The organism is Shinella agrisoli, assembly GCF_046557955.1.
Taxonomy (GTDB): domain Bacteria; phylum Pseudomonadota; class Alphaproteobacteria; order Rhizobiales; family Rhizobiaceae; genus Shinella.
The window spans coordinates 41,967-59,506 of record NZ_JBJIEP010000031.1; the positions used below are offsets into that span (position 1 = coordinate 41,967).

The following is a 17,540-nucleotide window of genomic DNA, read 5'->3' on the forward strand; positions in this document are numbered from 1 at the left end:
TCGCGGCCCGGCTTGGGTCCCGCACCCTTTCCTAATCCCAAAAGCCGGCGGAAAACAGCCCCCGGAACGCGTCCTTTGCCGGTCTTTTTGAGACTTCCGGCCTCAGGCGGCCTTGCGGTCGGTGAGATAGAGGCGCGGCGAGGCCCCCAGCATGCGCTTGAACATGGTGGTGAAGGCCGGCACGCTCTCATAGCCGGCGTCGAGCGCAACGCGCGTGACGGGCTCGCCGGCGGCAAGGCGCGGCAGGCAGGCGAAGAGGCAGGCCTGCTGGCGCCAGGTGACGAAGCTGACGCCCATCTCCTGCCGGAAGAAGCGGGTGAAGGTGCGGCGGCTCATGTTGAGGCGGCGCGCCCAGTCGTCGATCTTCACCGCGGGCGACGGCTGCTCGACGAAATCGCGGCAGAGGCCGGCGAGCCGGCCGCTCTGCGGGAACGGCAGGCCGAGTCGGCGCTCGGGCAGGCGGCCGATCTCGTCGAGCAGCAGCGCCATGACCAGCTCCGCCCGCCCGGCATCCTCCGCCATCGCGCCCTTGCGCACGGCTTCGGCGATGAGCTGGCGGGCAAGGTCCGTCACCTCCAGAACGGCCGGCTCCTGCGAGGCGGCCCGGCCTTCCGGCGAATAGATGTAGACGGAGCGCATGCTGACGTCGCTCGCCATCTCGACGGAATGTTCGAGGCCGCGCGGGATGAGCAGGGCATGGCCGGGCGGGATCATCCAGCGGCCGCGATCCGTCGACACGAGCACCACGCCGGAAAAGACGCAGAGGAACTGCGTGCGGCGATGCCGGTGCGGCGGCACGGTATAGCCGCCCGGAATGTCGGAACTGTGGACCAGGACGTCCTCGTTCGACTGCTCCATGCGGGCAAGGTTGCGGATGTGGTCGGCGTCCAGCGCCCGGTGGCGCGCCTCGGTCAGCTTTTCCATTTTGGCCCACTTGCGTAAGAAATGGACCTCAGCACAAAAGCAGGCCGCAAGCAATCCTTGTATTTCAGCAAAAAATGCCGGACAGGCAGATCATTCTTCGAGGCCAGCATGTCGACTGTCGTTCCCGCGGCGCCCCGCAGCGCCGCAAGCACCACCTATTCCATCATCGTCGCGGTCAGCGCCTGCCACATGCTGAACGACATCATGCAGTCGCTGCTGACGTCGCTCTATCCGCTCCTGAAGGAGAACTACGCGCTCGACTTCGTGCAGATCGGCCTGCTCACCATGGCCTTCCAGGTCACGGCCTCGCTGCTGCAGCCGGCCGTCGGCATCGTGACGGACCGCTGGCCGATGCCCTTCTCCCTGCCCGTCGGCATGGGCAGCACCTTCGTCGGGCTCATCCTGCTCGCCTATGCCCACTCGTTCCCCGTGCTGGTCTTCGGCGCCTGCCTGATCGGCCTCGGCTCGGCGATCTTCCACCCGGAATCCTCGCGCGTCGCGCGCCTCGCCTCCGGCGGGCGGCACGGCCTTGCGCAGTCCATGTTCCAGGTCGGCGGCAATGCCGGCACGGCGCTCGGGCCGCTGCTCGCCGCCTTCATCGTCCTGCCCTTCGGCCAGACCAGCGTCGCCTGGTTCTCGGCCGTCGCGCTCCTCGGCATGGTCATCCTCACCTGGGTCGGCAACTGGTATGCCGGCGAACGGCGCCTTGCGGCCGGCCGCCCAGCCGCCAGCCGCGCGCTGCCGCTGCCGCGCGGCAAGGTGGCCTGGGCGCTGGCCGTGCTCGTGCTGCTGACGACGACGAAGAACGCCTACCTCTCCAGCATCTCCAGCTATTTCACCTTCTACACGATCGGCCGCTTCGGCCTCGACGTGCGCGAGGCGCAGCTGATGCTGTTCCTCTTCCTCGGCGCCTCGGCGCTCGGCGTCTTCATGGGCGGGCCGATCGGCGACCGCTTCGGCACGCGCTTCGTCATCTGGTTCTCGATCCTCGGCGTCATCCCGTTCGCGCTGATGCTGCCCTATGCGAACCTGTTCTGGACGGGCGTGCTGACGGTGTTGATCGGCCTGATCTTCTCCTCCGCCTTCTCCGCCATCGTCGTCTTCGCGCAGGAACTGGTGCCGGGGCGCGTGGGCATGATCGCCGGCATCTTCTTCGGCTTCGCCTTCGGGGCGGGCGGGCTCGGCGCCGCGCTGCTCGGCGGCGTCGCCGACAGCCACGGCATCGACTTCGTCTACAAGGTCTGCTCCTACATGCCGCTCCTCGGCATCCTCACGATCTTCCTGCCGCGCCTGCCGGCGAAGCACTGAGCGATTGTCAGCGCAAACGAAAACGCCCGGCGAAAACCGGGCGTTTCTGTCTGTAGGAGCGCCTTCAAAGGCCGAAGGCGTCCTTGAACTGGTACCACCAGGAACCGATGGTGGAATATTGCGCGCGGAACATGCGCCCGCCCGGGAAGGGGATCCAGGGCAGCTTCTCGAACTGGCTGAAGCGGGTGAGGTCGCCGTCGATGGCTTCGCTGAGGATCCTGCCGAAGAGATGCGAGCCGGTGACGCCGTGGCCGCTGTAGCCGTGGGCGAAATAGGTGTTCCTGCCGATCTTGCCCATCTGCGGCACGCGCGAGAAGGAGAGCGCGAAATTGCCGCTCCAGGCGTAGTCGATCTTCACGCCCTTCAGCGACGGGAAGACCTTTTCGAGATTCGGGCGGAGCTTGGCGCGCACGTCCGCCGGATCGGTGCCGCCGTAGACCGTGCCGCCGCCGAAGATCATGCGCTTGTCCGCCGACAGGCGGAAATAGTCGAGGATGTAGCGCACGTCCTCGACGCACATGTCGCTCGGGATCAGCGCATCGGCCCGCTCGGCGCCGAGCGGCTCGGTGGCGATCATCTGGGTCGAGACCGGCATGACGCGCGAGACGAGCTTCGGCACGACATGGCCGAGATAGGCATTGCCGCAGATGACGGCGGCATTGGCCGTGACGCTGCCCTTTTGCGTATGGATCACCGGCTTTTCGGCCTCGTGCTCGACGCGCACGGCCGGCGACTGCTCGTAGATAACGCCGCCGAGCGTCTCCAGCGCCTTCGCCTCGCCGAGGGTGAGGTTGAGCGGATGCATGTGGCCGCCGGTCGTATCCAGCATGCCGCCGATATAGGCATCGGTGTTGACGAGCTCGCGCATCGCCGCCTTGTCGAGCATCCGGTGGTCGTCCATGCCGTAGCTCTTCCACAGCGCCTTCTTGTGCTCCAGCTCCCGCATATGGGCGGGCGTATAGGCGGCGTAGATGTTGCCGTCCTTCAGGTCGCAGTCGATCCCGTACTGCGAGACGAGGCGGCGGATAATCCTGCCCCCTTCCTGCACGAGGCTGCCGACGAAGGCGCCGGCCTCGTCGCCGTAGCGGCGCCTGATCGTGTCGAGGCTGGCATTGAGGCCGTTGACGATCTGGCCGCCGTTGCGCCCCGACGCGCCCCAGCCGACGCCCGCGCCCTCGACGACCACGACCTTGTAGCCCTTTTCGGCGAGATGGATGGCGGTCGACAGGCCCGAATAGCCGGCACCGAGCACGGCGACGTCCGCCGTCACGGCGCCTTCCAGCACCTTCGGCGTGCGGATGATGTTGCGGGAGGCGGCATAGTAGCTGTCGGGATAGGCGCCGTCGCCGGCATAGGAAGCTTTGTTGGCCATCAGACGATTTCCAGATAGGCGCTGAACTCGAAGTCGGTCACCTGTTCGGCGAAACCGGCGATTTCCTGCCGCTTGCAGGCGATCAGCATGGAGCGGAGGTCCTGGTCGAAGATTTCGGAAACGATGGAGCCGTTCTCGAAGGCGGTCACGGCCGAGCCCCATTCCGAGGGAATGCGCGGCAGCTGCGAAAGATAGGCCCGGCCCGAAACGGGCGACGGCGGCTCCCACTTGTTGCGGATGCCGACGAGCGCGGCGCCGAGAATGCCGGCCATGACGAGATAGGGGTTGGCGTCCGCGCCGGCGACGCGGTGCTCGATGCGCCGCGCCTTGTTGTTGCCGCCGGGAATGCGGATGGCGGCCGTGCGGTTCTCGTAGCCCCAGGAGATCGAGGTGGGAGCATGGGTGTCGGGGCGCAGGCGCCGGTAGGAATTGTAATGCGGGGCGAAGAGCAGCGTCGATTCGGCCATGCCGCGCGTCAGGCCCGCGACGGCATGCCTCATGATGGCCGAGCCCTCCGGCGTGCCGTCGTCGAAGACGTTGGCGCCGTCCCCGTCGATCACGCTGAAATGCATGTGCATGCCGCTGCCCGAGCGCATGCCGTAGGGCTTCGCCATGAAGGTGGCGGCAAAGCCGTGCTTGCGCGCGACGCCCTTGATGATGCGCTTGAAGAACAGCGCGTCGTCCGCCGCCTTCAGCGGGTCGTCGGAATGCATCAGGTTGATCTCGAACTGGCCGATGCCGTTTTCCGCGACGGCCGAATCCGCCGGCACGTTCTGCCGCTCGCATTCCGCATAGACGTCGGAGAAGAACTGCCCGAAATCGTCCAGCTCGTCGATGGAGAGGATGGCGTCGGAATCGAGGCGCTTGCCGGTATAGGGCGAGATCGGCGGCTCGGCATGGTCCGGCTCGGCGTCGATCAGGTAGAATTCCATCTCCGAGGCGACGACCGGGCGCAGGCCGAGCTCGTGGTACTGGCGCACGATATGGGCGAGCGCCTGGCGCGGGTCGGCGAGGAAGGGATCGCCGTTCTCCTTGAACAGCCACAGCGGCACGACGGCGGAGGGCTTCAGCGTCCAGTTGACCGGCAGCGCGCCGCGCCCCGTCGGGCTGCAGATGCCGTCCATGTCGCCGCTGGCGAAGACGTGGCTCGAGCCGACGATATCCTCGCCCCAGACGTCGACGCCGACGATGGAGAGCGGCATGCGGATGCCGCCCTTCAGCACCTTCTCCGCCTGTCCGACGGGCACGCGCTTGCCGCGCAGGATGCCATTGAGGTCGCAGACGACGGCCTGGATGCTTTCCACGCCGTCGGCATTGATCAGCCAGTTGGAATCGTCGTTCAGCGTCATGATCCCCCATCCATATCACATAATTATTTTTGTGATCACATTTTGAAGATATGCACACTTTCTTGTCGCCGGTCAAGCTGCTAGAACCTGTCGCAAGGGATAGGGTAGCACCCGGCAGCCTGTCACAGGAGGGATGGATTGGGCAACTTGGCGCTTGAGCCGCTGGCGCGGCCGGAAGGCATGACGACGCATGAATATGCGCATCGGCGCCTGCGCCAGGCGATCATGGTGGGCTCGATCCGGCCGGGGGAATCGCTGACGATCCGCGGCATCGCCGAGGCGATGGAGAGCAGCCCGACGCCGGTGCGCGAGGCGCTGCGGCGCCTTTCCTCGGAAGGGGCGCTGCGCGTGCTCGACAACCGCCGCATCATGGTGCCGCGCATGACGGCGGACCGCTTCGGCGAGCTCGTCTCGCTGCGCTCCGTCCTGGAGCAGCACGCCGCCCGCAGAGCCGTGCCGCACATCACCGAGCGGCGCATCGACAGGCTCGAGGAGATCGACCGCGCGCAGGACGAGGCCATCGCGCGGAAGGACAACGCCACCGCCCTCCTCCTGAACCAGGAATTCCATCGCACGCTCTATACCGCCAATCCCGAGCAGGTGATCATGCCGATGGTGGAGAGCATCTGGCTGCAGCTCGGCCCCTTCCTCGGGATTGCGATGGAGCATGTCGCCCAGCTCTATTTCGTCGATCGCCACCAGGAGGCGATCGCCGCGCTGCGCAAGCGCGACGAGGATGCCGTGGCGGCCGCGATCAAGGCCGACATTTCCGAAGGCATCGGCGGCTTCGAGCGCGCGGCCATCGAGAACCTGCTCAGGCTCGCCGGGCAATGAGGCATCGGGACGCGCCGGCCGGGTGTTGCCTTGCCGAAAGCGCGCATGCATTGATGCGCAAACGCGACTTTTCCTTTGGGGCAGGCAGATGAAGACGGATGTGATTGTTCTCGGCGCGGGCGTGGTCGGCATTTCGGCCGCGATCCACCTCGCCCGGCGCGGCAGGTCGGTCGTGCTCGTCGACCGCCGCGGCGCCGCCGAGGAGACCTCCTACGGCAATGCCGGCCTCATCCAGCGCGAGGGCGTCTACCCCTACGGCTTCCCGCACGATTTCGGCGCGCTCTTCCGCTATGCGCTCAACAACACGATCGACGCGCACTACCATCCCTCGGCGATCCCCGGCATCATCCCGTTCCTTGCCCGCTACTGGTGGCATTCCGGTTTCCGCCAGCACCAGAGCATCGCCCATCTCTACGCCCCGCTCATCGAGAACTCGATCAGCGAGCATGCCGACCTCATCGCCGCCTCCGGCGCAGGCGACCTCATCCGCAAGGACGGCTGGATGAAGGTTTTCCGCACGGAGAAGGCCCGCGATGCGGCCTATGCGGAGGCCGAAAGGCTGTCGGCCAATTTCGGCGTCAACCACCAGAAGCTGACGACGGCGGAGGTGGCCGCGGCCGAACCCCATATCCGCGCGGACCTTTCCGGCGGCCTGCGCTGGACCGATCCGTGGTCGATCCTCGACCCGCAGAGCCTGCTGAAACGCTACCTCGCCTATTTCCAGTCGCTCGGCGGCGAGTTGAAGGCGGGCGACGCGGCGACCATCGAGCACGTGCTGGAGGGCGAGGGCTGGCGCATCGCGACGCCGGAAGGCCCGCTGGAAGGCAGGGATGTCGTCGTGGCGCTCGGCCCCTGGGCGGATACGGTCACGCGCAAGCTCGGCTACCACTTCCCGCTCGCCGTCAAGCGCGGCTACCATATGCATTACGGCGCGCAGGAGGGCACGACACTCAACAACTGGGTGCTCGACGCCGAGCGCGGCTATTTCCTCGCGCCGATGCTGCGCGGCATACGCCTGACCACCGGCGCGGAATTCGCCAAGCGCGACGCGCGCAAGACCCCCGTGCAGCTGCGCCGCGCCGAAAAGGTGGCGCGCGAATTCTTCCCGCTCGCCGAACGGCGCGACGAGGAGCCCTGGATGGGCGCCCGCCCCTGCACGCCCGACATGATGCCGATCATCGGCAAGGCCCCGCGCCACGCCGGCCTCTGGTTCGCCTTCGGACACGCCCACCACGGCATGACCCTCGGCCCCATCACCGGCCGCGTGCTGGCGGAGAAGATGCTGGGCGAGCGCACGGTGATCAATATCGGGCCCTATCGGCCGGAGCGGTTCATCGCCTAACGCCTGATCCGCGTCGACAGGATGATCGACGACAGCGTGCGCTCGACGCCGTCGATCGCGCCGATACGGTCGATCAGATGGTCGAGCTCGGCGATGGAGACCGCCTCGACGATGGCGATGAGGTCGAAGCTGCCGCTCACCGAATGGAGCGTGCGCACGGCGGAGATGGCGTGCAGCTCCGTCGTGATGCGGGCGAGCGTCTTCGGCGCGATGGTGATGAGCACATGGGCCTTCACCATGCCGCTCTCATAGGCGTCGGAGAGCTTCACGCCGTAGCCGGCGATCACCCCGTCCCGTTCCAGCCGGTCGATCTTCGCCTGCACGGTCGTGCGGGACAGGCCCAGCCTGCGGGCGATGGTCGCGGTCTGCTCGCGGGCGTTCTCGCTGAGGATGGCGAGGAGCTCGCGGTCCTTCGGGCCTAGCGTCGAAATGCTCATAGTCACCGTCGTTCTGCCGATATCGATGGCGCATTATGCCGGATACGGCGCTTTAAATCGACAGGTCCCGCCCTCAAAATATGCGCATCAATTCATGCCGGAGGGAAATCACATGAAGGACATCGTCGTCATCGGCGCAGGCAAGATCGGTTCGACCATCGCGCGCATGCTGGCTCACAGCGGGGATTACCGCGTCACCGTCGCCGACCGCTCGGACGAGCAGCTTGCCGCCATCGAGCGCCATGCCGCCGTTTCGACCGCCATCGTCGACATCGCCGATGCCGCCGCCATGAAGGCCCTGCTCTCCGGCAAGTTCGCCGTCCTCTCCGCCGCTCCGTACCACCTGACGGTCGCCATCGCGGAAGCGGCCGCCGCCGCCGGCGTGCACTATCTCGATCTCACGGAAGACGTCGAGTCTACCCGAAAGGTCAAGCGCATCGCGGAAAACGCCAGGACGGCTTTCATCCCGCAGTGCGGCCTCGCGCCAGGCTTCATCTCCATCGTCGCCAACGACCTCGCGAGCCGCTTCGATTCGCTCGAAAGCGTGCGCATGCGCGTCGGCGCCCTGCCGCAGTACCCCTCCAACGCCCTCAACTACAACCTCACCTGGAGCACGGACGGCGTCATCAACGAATATATCGAGCCCTGCGAGGCGATCGTCGAAGGCGCGCTGATCGAGGTTCCGGCGCTGGAAGAGCGCGAGGAATTCTCGCTCGACGGCGTCACCTACGAGGCCTTCAACACCTCGGGCGGCCTTGGCACGCTCTGCGAAACGCTGAAGGGCAAGGTGCGCACGCTGAACTACAAGACGATCCGCTATCCGGGCCACGCCGCCATCATGAAGGCGCTCTTGAACGACCTCGGCCTGCGTCATCGCCGCGAGGTGCTGAAAGACATCTTCGAGAACGCGCTGCCGACCACCACGCAGGACGTCGTGATCATCTTCGTGACGGTCTCCGGCCGCAAGGGTGGCCGCCTGATCCAGGAGACCTACGCCAACAAGGTCTACAGCGCGCCGGTCGCAGGCAGCCTGCATTCCGCGATCCAGATCACGACGGCCGGCTCGATCTGCGCCGTGCTCGACATGCTCGCCGACGGCTCGCTGCGCGCGCAGGGCTTCGTGCGCCAGGAGGAAATCGCCCTCGACGCCTTCCTCGCCAACCGCTTCGGCCACTACTATGCCCAGGAGCACCACGGCGCCCGCGCCGCCTGACCTTTCGAATCCTTCAGCGCCCCGGCCGGAACCGGGGCGTTTTCGCATCGTGGCTCGGCCGCGGGGAAGAGAAGAACGCCGGTAAGGCGCGGACCATAAAATTGGGGGCCTCTTGCGAGGCCCCTTTTTTTGCGTCTTACGAAAGCCGTGCGCAGGCGTCCGCGATGCGCTTCAGCGCTTCCGTCAGTTCCGCTTCCGACGTGGCGTAGGAGATGCGGAAATAGGGGGAGAGGCCGAAGGCGGAGCCGGGGACGACGGCGACGTGAGCCTCCTCCAGGAGGTAGTCCGTGAAATCGCTGTCGGCCTCGATGCGCTTGCCCTTCGGAGTCACCTTGCCGATCACGCCCGCGCAGCCGGCGAAGGTGTAGAAGGCGCCTTCCGGGGTGCGGCAGGCAAGGCCGGGGATGGCGTTCAAGGCCGAGACGACGAGGTCGCGGCGGTGCTTGAAGCTCGCCTGCCGGTCCTTCAAGAAGCCTTGCGGGCCGTTCAGGGCCTCGACGGACGCGGCCTGGCTGACGGAGGAGGGGCAGGAGGTTGCCTGGCTCTGGATCACCGCCATGGCCTTGACCAGCGCCTTGGGGCCGCCGGCATAGCCGATGCGCCAGCCGGTCATGGCATAGGCCTTGGAGACGCCGTTGATCGTCAGCGTCCGGCTTTTCAGGCGCGGTTCGATGGCGACGGGGGTGACGAATTTGAAGCCGTCATAGACGATGTGCTCGTACATGTCGTCGACCATCAGCCAGACATGCGGATGCTTGAGCAGCACGTCGAGGAGCGGGCGGTAGTCTTCCTCGCCATAGGCGGCGCCCGAGGGATTGGACGGCGAGTTGAAGAGCACCCAGCGGGTCTTCGGCGTGATCGCCTTTTCCAGTTGTTCCGCCTTGAGGCGGAAGCCGGCTTCGGCGTCGCAGGGGATCAGCACCGGCACGCCGCCGCAGATCTCCACGATGTCGGAATAGGAGGTCCAGTAGGGCGTCGGGATGATCACCTCGTCGCCCGGATTGAGGCTCGCCATGAAAGCGTTGAAGAGGATCTGCTTGGCGCCGGTCGCGACGGTGACCTCGTCGAGCGCATAGTCGACATTGTTCTCGCGGCGGAATTTTTCGCAGATCGCCTGTTTCAGCGCCGGCGTGCCGTCGAGCGCGGTGTATTTCGTCTCGCCGCGGTCGATGGCGGCCTTGGCCGCGGCTTTCACATTGTCAGGCGTGTCGAAATCCGGCTCGCCGGCACCGAGGACGATGACCGGCAGGCCTTCCTTCTTCATGGCCGCGGCGCGCGCACCGATCTGCAGGATCTTGGAGACGCCGATGGCGGCGATGCGCGAGGCGGGCCGAAAGCCCGCCTCCTCGATCTTGGTCTGGCTGTTCATGGTCGGTTACTCGATGTCGCCCTTATTCGATGTCAAAGGAGACGCCCTGGGCGAGCGGCAGGGCCTTCGAATAGTTCACCGTGTTGGTGGCGCGGCGCATGTAGGCCTTCCAGGCGTCGGAGCCGGATTCGCGCCCGCCCCCAGTTTCCTTCTCGCCGCCGAACGCGCCGCCGATCTCGGCGCCCGAGGTGCCGATGTTGACGTTGGCGATGCCGCAGTCCGAACCGTCGGCCGACAGGAAGCGTTCGGCTTCCTGCATGTTCAGCGTGAAGATCGACGAGGAGAGGCCGGCGGCGACGGCATTGTGGTCCTCCAGCGCCTTGTCGAAGTCGGAATATTTCATGACGTAGAGGATCGGCGCGAAGGTCTCTTCGAGCACCGGGCCGGCCTGCTTCGGCATCTCGACGAGGGCGGGCTTGACGTAATAGGCGGTCTCCTTGCCGGCGTCGGTGACGCGCTCGCCGCCGGTGACCGTGCCGCCTTCGGCCTTGGCCGCCTCCAGCGCCTTCTGCATGTTGTCGAAAGCCTGCTTGTCGACGAGCGGGCCGACGAGGGCGGAGGTCTCCAGCGGGTTGCCGACGGAAACGCTCGTATAGGCCTTCTTCAGGCGCGGGACGAGCTCGTCGTAGACGCTCTCGTGCACGAAGAGGCGGCGCAGCGTCGTGCAGCGCTGGCCGGCGGTGCCCATGGCGCCGAAGGCGATGGCGCGCAGCGCCATGTCGAGGTCAGCGGAGGGGCAGACGATACCGGCATTGTTGCCGCCGAGCTCCAGGATCGAGCGGGCGAAACGCTTGGCAAGGCGGGGGCCGACCTCCCTGCCCATGCGGGTGGAGCCGGTCGCCGAGACGAGCGCGACCTTGTGGTTGTCGACGAGGGCTTCGCCGATGGCGCGGTCGCCGATGAGGACCTGGCTGAGGTTCGCCGGGGCTTCCCCGAAGCGGGCGATGGCGCGGTCGAGGATCGCCTGCGAGGCGAGCGCCGTCAGCGGGGTCTTTTCGGAGGGCTTCCAGACGATGGCGTTACCGGCGACGAGCGCGAGCGCCGCGTTCCACGACCAGACGGCGACCGGGAAGTTGAAGGCCGAGATGATGCCGACGACGCCGAGCGGATGCCAGGTCTCCATCATGCGGTGGCCGGGACGCTCGGTGGCGATGGTGAGGCCGTAGAGCTGGCGGGAGAGACCGACGGCGAAATCGCAGATGTCGATCATTTCCTGCACCTCGCCGAGGCCTTCGGAGGTGATCTTGCCGGCCTCGATGGAGACGAGGCGGCCGAGATCGGCCTTGGCGGCGCGCAGCTCCTCGCCGAGCAGGCGCACGAGCTCGCCGCGCTTGGGGGCGGGCACGAGGCGCCAGGCCTTGAAGGCCTCGTGGGCGGCGGCGATCGCCTTGTCGGCCTCGGCGGCGGAAACCGTCTTCAGCCTGGCGATCTCCTCGCCGCTGACCGGGCTGTAGGACGCCATGTCGCCGCCCTGCCAGGCGGAGCGGGCAACGCCCAGCTTGTCGAGAAGGGCTGCGGTTTCGGCTTTCACGTCGACGTTCGTCATCGGGTATCTCCCTGTTGTCTCTTAGAATGTCATGGCGCCGAGCGGACCCGGCGAAGTGATGGCTTTCAGCCCGGCCGCCAGCGCGCGGATCCTTTCCGGGGTGTATCTGTCGTAGAAGGCCTGGTTCTTGCGGCCGATGCCGTGCTCGGCGGAAAAGCTGCCGCCGAACCGCTCGACCGCAATGGTGAAGACGAAGTCGCGCAGGTCCGCCTCGAAATCGGGATAGGCAAGGCGCGGATCGTCCTTTGCGACGACGAGGTTGAAGTGCACGCCGCCGTCGCCGATATGGCCGAAGTCGCAGATCGTGACGCCCTGGAAGTGACCGGGCATTTCCGCCTTCATATGGGCGAGGAAGGGCATGATGTCACCGCGGCGGAAGGACAGATCGAAGGCGATCAATCGCCCGCTATGCTTCACGCCCTCCGAGAGCGCATGGCGCAGCGCCCAGATCTCGTGCGGCGGTCCGACGAAGGCGTCGGCGAGCGGCGCGTCCTCGCGCTCCCAGATCGCGGCCAGCACCTCCTCCAGCACCGCGTCGAGCGGCTGTTCGCCCGCGCGCGGCGGGGTGGAGCGGGAGATTTCCGTAAGGATCACGAAATCCGGCACCACGCCGCCCTGGAAGGGATTGCGCAGCGAAGGCACATGATCGAGCGCGGCGCGAACGGCGTTGCCGGACATGCCCTCGAAGGCGGAAAGATAGCTGCCGAGCGCGTCCTCCATCGCGACGAGCAGCGTCGCGACCGCATCGGGCGAGGAGGGCACCAAGAGGGCGGTCGCGGACTGCTTCGGCGCGGGCTCCAGATTGAGGACGCATTCGGTGACGATGCCGAAGGCGCCGCAGGTGCCGATGAAAAGCTGCTTCCAGTCGACGCCGGTGTTGTTCTTGCGCAGGTCCGAGGAGAGGTCCAGCACCGTGCCGTCCTCGTCGGCGAGGACGACGGTGAGGCCGAGCGTGTTGCGGCGGACGTCCCCGTAACGCAGAAAGCGCGAGCCGCCGGTGTTCGTCGCGATCATGCCGCCAAGGCGCGGGTCCGCGCCGAGATCGATGGGGAAGAACAGGCCGCTTTCCGCCAGCCGGCCGTTGAGGTCGGAAAGGCGCAGGCCCGCGCCGGCCTTCACCGAGCGGTTCACGCGGTCGAGTTCGAAGGGTGCGGTCAGACGGTCGAGGCTGAGGACGCCCTGAAGGCCGCTGCCGTCCGGCGTGGAGCCGGAAACGAGGCCGGTATTGCCGGACTGCGGCACCAGCGCGATGCCGTTCTTCACGCAATAGGAAACGATGGCGGAGGTTTCCGCCGTGGAGGCCGGACGGGCGACGAAGGCGGCGCGGCCCCTGTCGTAGCGCGCGCCGGTCTCGTAAGCCGCCATGTCGGGGCCGGTGAGAAGACCCTTCCCGCCGGTGATGCCCGTCAGCGCTTCGATATGGCGTGCCTCGATCATGCTTTCGTCCGTCACTCCGCGGCGGCAGCCATGTTGACGATGCCGAGGCACATTTCAAGCGAGGCGCGCTCGATGGCGGCATAGTGGGCGAATTCGTCCAGCACGGCGCTGCCCAGATCGCGCTCGAACATGACCTGGTTGGGGCTCGCGACGAAGTCCTGCGTCGCGTCGTCGCCGAGGTTCGACTGGAAGATGCCCGCGGCGCTGACCGGCAGGAAGTCCTCGTAGACGATCGGATCGAACTGGATGAGGCCGGCCTCGATCGCCGTTTCGAGATCGGCGCTGCGGCCGGTGACCGACTTGCCCTTTTCCGTCAGCGAATAGCGGAAATAGCCAAGGCTCGCCTTGCGGATGCCCTCCCAGGTGTCCGGGAACGCCTTGAAGACCTCGGCAAGCGCGGCCTCGTATTCGGCCGCGTTGGAGCCATCCGCAGCCGGGCGCACGCGGGCGCGGGTCTCGCTGAGGAGCTTGTCGTAGAGCGCGCGGCCCTTCGGTGTCAGCGCGATGCCGCGCTGCTCGATCTCGCCGAAGCGGGCGGTGTGCGAGCCCTCCTGCCAGCTGCCGTCCGGGCCGATGAAGGAGACGGCTTCTTCCAGCGCCTTGAACGAGGTCTGGCGCAGGAGGATCGGGCATTTGCGGCTCGGCGGGCCCTCGACGACGGCCTTGGGGGCGATGCCCTCTTGCGGCATGCGCGCCTGCACCTTGTCGATGTCGAGCGTGCGCGGCGTCAGGTGGTTGATGTGCGGCCCCTTGAAGGAGACGACGTCGGCGATCAGGCGGTGCGCATCGTGCAGGCGCCGGTACATGTCGGCGCTGACGATGGCGTGGTCGTGCCAGCGGAAGGTTTCCAGCACTTCCGTGACGAAGCGGGCGGCATCGACCGCGTCGAGGCCGCCGTCGCGCTCCGCCTTTTCCACCAGCGCAACCGCCGTGTCGGTGAAGATCCTGCGGCCGGCCAGAACCGCGGCGGCCTCCTCGCGCAGCTTTTCGTCGGCGATGAGGTCGAGGCGGAGCAGCGAGGTGAAGACGCGGAAGGGGTTGCGGCTGAGGCTTTCGGCGCCGACCGGGCGGAACGCGGTAGAGTGGACGGGAACGCCCGCCGTCGAGAGATCGTAGTAGCCGACCGGGACCATGCCCATGACGGCGAAGACGCGGCGCATCATGGACAGCTCTTCCGGCGTGCCGAGGCGGATGGCGCCGTGGCGCTCCTCGGAGATGCGCTCGAGCGAATCGGTCGCTTCGAGACGCGCATTCAAATGCGGGTCGGCGGCGAGCGTCTCGTCGTTGACCTTCGCGACCAGCGACATCAGCGTGCCGTAGGCCGGCACCTCGTCGCGGTACATGGCGGACATGGCGGCGGAGAAATCCGAGCGGATCTTGTCGGCGGAAACGTACGAATTTGCTTTCATGGCGAACGGTCTCATCTTACAAGGGGGAGGGCCCTGATCATTCTCAAAACGGATCATACCGGATCGTTTCTCCAAGCGATTGCGACCGTTCTGACTATGTTGATGCGAGGAATGAATGAAGCTCAGTCGAAGGCTGATACCGGACGTCACCACGCTGCAGGCGTTCGAATGCGCTGCCCGCCATGGCAGCTTCACGCAGGCCGCGCACGAGCTGAACCTCACCCAGAGCGCCGTCAGCCGCCAGATCAAGGACCTGGAGGAACAGCTCGGCGTCCTGCTCTTCGAGCGTGTGCGCCAGCGCGTCGTCCTGTCCGACGACGGGCGCCGCTTCCTGCCGGAGGTGCGCAAGCTCCTGCACCAGACGGAAGAGACCATGCTGCGCGCCATGGCCTCGGCCTCGTCCGAGCACAGCCTCTCCATCGCGACCCTGCCGACCTTCGGCAGCCGCTGGCTCACGCCGCGCATTCCCGGCTTCCTTGCCGAGCATCCCGGCACGATCATCAACATCGCCTCGCGTTCCGCGCCCTTCGATTTCGACGAGGAGAATTTCGACCTCGCGATCCATTACGGACAGCCGGTCTGGGCGCGCGCGGCGTGTTCGTACCTGTGCAGCGAGGAGATTCTTCCTGCAGCGAGCCCCGACCTCCTCACATCCTGGAACCTTGCCGAGCCGAAGGACCTCGAAAGGGCGCCGCTCCTGCACCTTGCCACGCGCCCGAAACTGTGGGCGCAATGGTTCGAGCTGAACGGCGCTTCCGCCGACACCGCCTATCGCGGCCACCGCTTCGACCAGTTCTCCATGGTCATCGAATCGGCCGTCGCCGGCCTCGGCTTTGCGCTGCTGCCGAAATACCTCATCGAGCAGGAGCTTGCGAGCGGGCGCCTTTCCGTCGTCTTCGACCGGCCGATGGAGACGGAGAACAGCTATTATCTGGTGGTGCCGGAAGGAAAGCTCGAAAATCCGCTGAGCCAGGCTTTCCGCGCCTGGATCGTCAGGCAGGTCGGCTGAGGCATCATGCGGGCGGGGCATGACCCCGTTCTCAATTTTTGCTTTAGTCCCGGTGCGGCATGGCCGATTGTGCGAAGATAGATTCCCCTGCCGGAAAAGACAGATCCATGCTCAACGACCCCCGCTCCCACGGCCTCTGGGAGATGACCGCCCCGCCCGCACCCGAAACGACGGCTTTTTCCGGCACGGCGGAGGCGGACGTCGTCATCGTCGGTGGCGGCTACACCGGCTTTTCCGCCGCGCTGCACCTCGCCGAGCGCGGCACGCGGGTCGTGCTGCTGGAAGGCGCACAGATCGGCTATGGCGGGTCGGGCCGCAATGTCGGCCTCGTCAATGCCGGCATGTGGGTGATGCCGGACGAACTGCCCGGCGTGCTCGGCGACCTCTACGGCAGTCGCCTCCTGGAACTGCTCGGCAATGCGCCGCGCCTCGTCTTCGATCTCGTCGAGAAGCACGGGATCGACTGCGAGGCGATGCCCGTCGGCACGCTGCATTGCGCGGTCGGCAGATCGGGCCTCGACGAGCTCAGGCAGCGCGCCGAGCAATGGGCCCGCCGCGGCGCGCCGGTGCGCCTGCTCGACGCTGCCGAGACGGCGGCGAAGGTCGGCACCGATGCCTATGCCGGCGCGCTGCTCGACCTGCGCGCAGGCACGATCCAGCCGCTCGCCTATGCGCGCGGCCTCGCCCGGGCGGCGATCGCGGCAGGGGCGGAGGTCTTCACCGGCAGCCCCGTGACCGGCGCCGAGCGCGTGGGCAAGCGCTGGTCGGTCAAGACCGCGCGCGGCGCGGTGACGGCGGACTGGGTGGTGGTGGCGACGAATGCCTATACGGTCGCGCCGTGGCACGAGGTGCGCGCCGAGCTCGTGCACCTGCCCTATTTCAACTTCGCCACCGTGCCGCTGTCGCCGGAAATGCAGGCGAGGATCCTGCCCGAACGGCAGGGCGCGTGGGACACGCGGGAGGTGCTCTCCTCCTTCCGCTTCGACAAGCGCGGCCGGCTGGTCTTCGGCAGCGTCGGGGCGCTGCGCGGCACGGGCACCGGCATCCACAAGGCCTGGGCGCGGCGCGCACTGAAGAAACTGTTCCCGGCGATCGGCGATGTCGCCTTCGAGGCGGAATGGTACGGCAAGATCGGCATGACGGCCGACAACCTGCCGCGTTTCCACCGCCTTGGCGAAAACGTCGTCGGCTTTTCCGGCTATAACGGCCGCGGCATCGCGCCCGGCACCGTCTTCGGCCGCACGCTCGCCCAGCTCATTGCCGGCGACATCGCCGAAATGGACCTGTCGCTCCCCGTCAGCGACCCGAAGGCCCAGTCCTTCCGCACGGTGCGTGAAGGCTATTACGAGCTCGGCGCCCAGATCGCCCATTTCGCCGGCGCGCGCATCTAGCAACGCTGCCGTCTGCCGGCAAAGTCCTCTTCTCCGTCAGGGTCGGGCTTGGCCCCGACCATCCATAGGCCCTTGAAAAGCCCGAGGATGACGGGGGCTTGGAACAAGGTTTGTCAACAAGCCGGGGGCCGGCGTTCCGCCCGCCCCCGCATCGGCTCACCCCATGCGTTCTGACTTGTAGGATCCGGGGCTCGGCGGGAAGACGATGGTCTTGTTGCCGTTCATGAAGACGCGGTGGTGGATATGGGCATGCACCGCGCGGGCAAGCACCTGGCTCTCCACGTCCCGGCCGATCGACACATAATCCTCCGCCGACTGCGCATGCGTGATGCGCGCCACGTCCTGCTCGATGATCGGACCTTCGTCCAGGTCTTCCGTCACATAGTGCGCCGTCGCCCCGATCAGCTTCACCCCGCGCTCGAAGGCCTGCTTGTACGGGTTGGCCCCCTTGAACGACGGCAGGAAAGAATGGTGGATGTTGATGATCCGCCCCGACATCTTCTTGCACACCGCATCCGACAGCACCTGCATGTAGCGGGCGAGCACGATCAATTCTGCGCCGGACTGCTCGACCACCTCCATCAGCCGGGCCTCGGCCTG

General features: G+C 66.8%; 15 protein-coding genes. 6 read left to right on the forward strand and 9 right to left on the reverse strand.

Going from position 1 to position 17,540, the window contains the following annotated elements:
* Positions 1–102: 102 nt before the first annotated feature.
* Positions 103–924 carry an AraC family transcriptional regulator gene (locus ACIIOY_RS24030; RefSeq protein WP_411037205.1) on the reverse strand — a complete coding sequence of 274 codons (822 nt, stop codon included), beginning with the start codon at positions 922–924 and terminating at the stop codon, positions 103–105.
* Between the two features lie 108 nt (positions 925–1,032).
* Here ACIIOY_RS24030 and ACIIOY_RS24035 point away from each other — a divergent pair, with 108 nt between their 5' ends.
* Positions 1,033–2,232 (forward strand): MFS transporter, encoded by a 1,200-nt coding sequence (locus ACIIOY_RS24035; protein ID WP_411037206.1) that lies wholly within the window; start codon positions 1,033–1,035, stop codon positions 2,230–2,232.
* Positions 2,233–2,296: 64 nt separating this feature from the next.
* On the opposite strand, the gene ACIIOY_RS24040 is transcribed toward ACIIOY_RS24035, so the two are convergent.
* Together ACIIOY_RS24040 and ACIIOY_RS24045 are read right to left on the reverse strand one after the other, a co-directional pair.
* Complete coding sequence (locus ACIIOY_RS24040; RefSeq protein ID WP_411037207.1) at positions 2,297–3,604, reverse strand: NAD(P)/FAD-dependent oxidoreductase; 1,308 nt, start codon at positions 3,602–3,604, stop codon at positions 2,297–2,299.
* Entirely contained in the window at positions 3,604–4,953 is a 1,350-nt protein-coding gene (locus tag ACIIOY_RS24045; protein ID WP_411037208.1) for a glutamine synthetase family protein, read from the reverse strand. The genes ACIIOY_RS24040 and ACIIOY_RS24045 overlap by 1 nt, the downstream gene beginning before the upstream one ends.
* A gap of 180 nt (positions 4,954–5,133) precedes the next feature.
* On the opposite strand from ACIIOY_RS24045, the gene ACIIOY_RS24050 reads away from it, so the two are divergent.
* Both ACIIOY_RS24050 and ACIIOY_RS24055 read left to right on the forward strand, forming a co-directional pair.
* Positions 5,134–5,787 (forward strand): GntR family transcriptional regulator, encoded by a 654-nt coding sequence (locus ACIIOY_RS24050; protein WP_411037219.1) that lies wholly within the window; start codon positions 5,134–5,136, stop codon positions 5,785–5,787.
* A gap of 88 nt (positions 5,788–5,875) precedes the next feature.
* On the forward strand, positions 5,876–7,129 hold the full coding sequence (locus tag ACIIOY_RS24055; RefSeq protein ID WP_411037209.1) for an NAD(P)/FAD-dependent oxidoreductase: 1,254 nt from the start codon (positions 5,876–5,878) through the stop codon (positions 7,127–7,129).
* Here ACIIOY_RS24055 and ACIIOY_RS24060 read toward each other — a convergent pair.
* Positions 7,126–7,566, reverse strand: coding sequence for an Lrp/AsnC family transcriptional regulator (locus tag ACIIOY_RS24060; RefSeq protein ID WP_411037210.1), 441 nt, complete (start codon positions 7,564–7,566; stop codon positions 7,126–7,128). The genes ACIIOY_RS24055 and ACIIOY_RS24060 overlap by 4 nt on opposite strands.
* A 112-nt stretch (positions 7,567–7,678) precedes the next feature.
* On the opposite strand from ACIIOY_RS24060, the gene ACIIOY_RS24065 reads away from it, so the two are divergent.
* On the forward strand, positions 7,679–8,779 hold the full coding sequence (locus ACIIOY_RS24065) for a saccharopine dehydrogenase family protein (protein ID WP_411037211.1): 1,101 nt from the start codon (positions 7,679–7,681) through the stop codon (positions 8,777–8,779).
* 136 nt (positions 8,780–8,915) lie between these two features.
* On the opposite strand, the gene ACIIOY_RS24070 is transcribed toward ACIIOY_RS24065, so the two are convergent.
* The 4 genes from ACIIOY_RS24070 to hglS are packed head-to-tail and all read right to left on the reverse strand — an operon-like array spanning position 8,916 to position 14,540.
* The gene (locus ACIIOY_RS24070) at positions 8,916–10,148 is read right to left on the reverse strand and encodes a pyridoxal phosphate-dependent aminotransferase (RefSeq protein WP_411037212.1); all 1,233 of its coding nucleotides are present in this window, start codon (positions 10,146–10,148) and stop codon (positions 8,916–8,918) included.
* 22 nt (positions 10,149–10,170) lie between these two features.
* Positions 10,171–11,694 (reverse strand): L-piperidine-6-carboxylate dehydrogenase, encoded by a 1,524-nt coding sequence (gene amaB, locus ACIIOY_RS24075; protein WP_411037213.1) that lies wholly within the window; start codon positions 11,692–11,694, stop codon positions 10,171–10,173.
* A 21-nt stretch (positions 11,695–11,715) separates the two neighbouring features.
* Positions 11,716–13,131: an FAD-binding oxidoreductase gene (locus ACIIOY_RS24080; RefSeq protein ID WP_411037214.1), complete on the reverse strand. Its 1,416-nt coding sequence runs from the start codon at positions 13,129–13,131 to the stop codon at positions 11,716–11,718.
* Positions 13,132–13,142: 11 nt separating this feature from the next.
* Entirely contained in the window at positions 13,143–14,540 is a 1,398-nt protein-coding gene (gene hglS / locus ACIIOY_RS24085) for a 2-oxoadipate dioxygenase/decarboxylase HglS (RefSeq protein WP_411037215.1), read from the reverse strand.
* A gap of 115 nt (positions 14,541–14,655) precedes the next feature.
* Between hglS and ACIIOY_RS24090 the strand changes: the two genes are divergently transcribed.
* Together ACIIOY_RS24090 and ACIIOY_RS24095 are read left to right on the forward strand one after the other, a co-directional pair.
* Positions 14,656–15,549 (forward strand): LysR family transcriptional regulator, encoded by an 894-nt coding sequence (locus ACIIOY_RS24090; protein ID WP_411037216.1) that lies wholly within the window; start codon positions 14,656–14,658, stop codon positions 15,547–15,549.
* A gap of 107 nt (positions 15,550–15,656) precedes the next feature.
* Positions 15,657–16,940 carry an NAD(P)/FAD-dependent oxidoreductase gene (locus tag ACIIOY_RS24095; RefSeq protein ID WP_411037217.1) on the forward strand — a complete coding sequence of 428 codons (1,284 nt, stop codon included), beginning with the start codon at positions 15,657–15,659 and terminating at the stop codon, positions 16,938–16,940.
* 156 nt (positions 16,941–17,096) lie between these two features.
* Here ACIIOY_RS24095 and ACIIOY_RS24100 read toward each other — a convergent pair.
* A partial coding sequence (locus ACIIOY_RS24100) for a formyltetrahydrofolate deformylase (protein WP_411037218.1) occupies positions 17,097–17,540 on the reverse strand: 444 nt, incomplete at its 5' end.

Bases quoted from the DNA above. Each gene is read 5' to 3' on its own strand.
- ACIIOY_RS24030 (WP_411037205.1), bottom strand. From the start codon at position 924: ATGGAAAAGCTGACCGAGGCGCGCCACCGGGCGCTGGACGCCGACCAC.
- ACIIOY_RS24035 (WP_411037206.1), top strand. From the start codon at position 1,033: ATGTCGACTGTCGTTCCCGCGGCGCCCCGCAGCGCCGCAAGCACCACC.
- ACIIOY_RS24040 (WP_411037207.1), bottom strand. From the start codon at position 3,604: ATGGCCAACAAAGCTTCCTATGCCGGCGACGGCGCCTATCCCGACAGC.
- ACIIOY_RS24045 (WP_411037208.1), bottom strand. From the start codon at position 4,953: ATGACGCTGAACGACGATTCCAACTGGCTGATCAATGCCGACGGCGTG.
- ACIIOY_RS24050 (WP_411037219.1), top strand. From the start codon at position 5,134: ATGACGACGCATGAATATGCGCATCGGCGCCTGCGCCAGGCGATCATG.
- ACIIOY_RS24055 (WP_411037209.1), top strand. From the start codon at position 5,876: ATGAAGACGGATGTGATTGTTCTCGGCGCGGGCGTGGTCGGCATTTCG.
- ACIIOY_RS24060 (WP_411037210.1), bottom strand. From the start codon at position 7,566: ATGAGCATTTCGACGCTAGGCCCGAAGGACCGCGAGCTCCTCGCCATC.
- ACIIOY_RS24065 (WP_411037211.1), top strand. From the start codon at position 7,679: ATGAAGGACATCGTCGTCATCGGCGCAGGCAAGATCGGTTCGACCATC.
- ACIIOY_RS24070 (WP_411037212.1), bottom strand. From the start codon at position 10,148: ATGAACAGCCAGACCAAGATCGAGGAGGCGGGCTTTCGGCCCGCCTCG.
- amaB (WP_411037213.1), bottom strand. From the start codon at position 11,694: ATGACGAACGTCGACGTGAAAGCCGAAACCGCAGCCCTTCTCGACAAG.
- ACIIOY_RS24080 (WP_411037214.1), bottom strand. From the start codon at position 13,131: ATGATCGAGGCACGCCATATCGAAGCGCTGACGGGCATCACCGGCGGG.
- hglS (WP_411037215.1), bottom strand. From the start codon at position 14,540: ATGAAAGCAAATTCGTACGTTTCCGCCGACAAGATCCGCTCGGATTTC.
- ACIIOY_RS24090 (WP_411037216.1), top strand. From the start codon at position 14,656: ATGAAGCTCAGTCGAAGGCTGATACCGGACGTCACCACGCTGCAGGCG.
- ACIIOY_RS24095 (WP_411037217.1), top strand. From the start codon at position 15,657: ATGCTCAACGACCCCCGCTCCCACGGCCTCTGGGAGATGACCGCCCCG.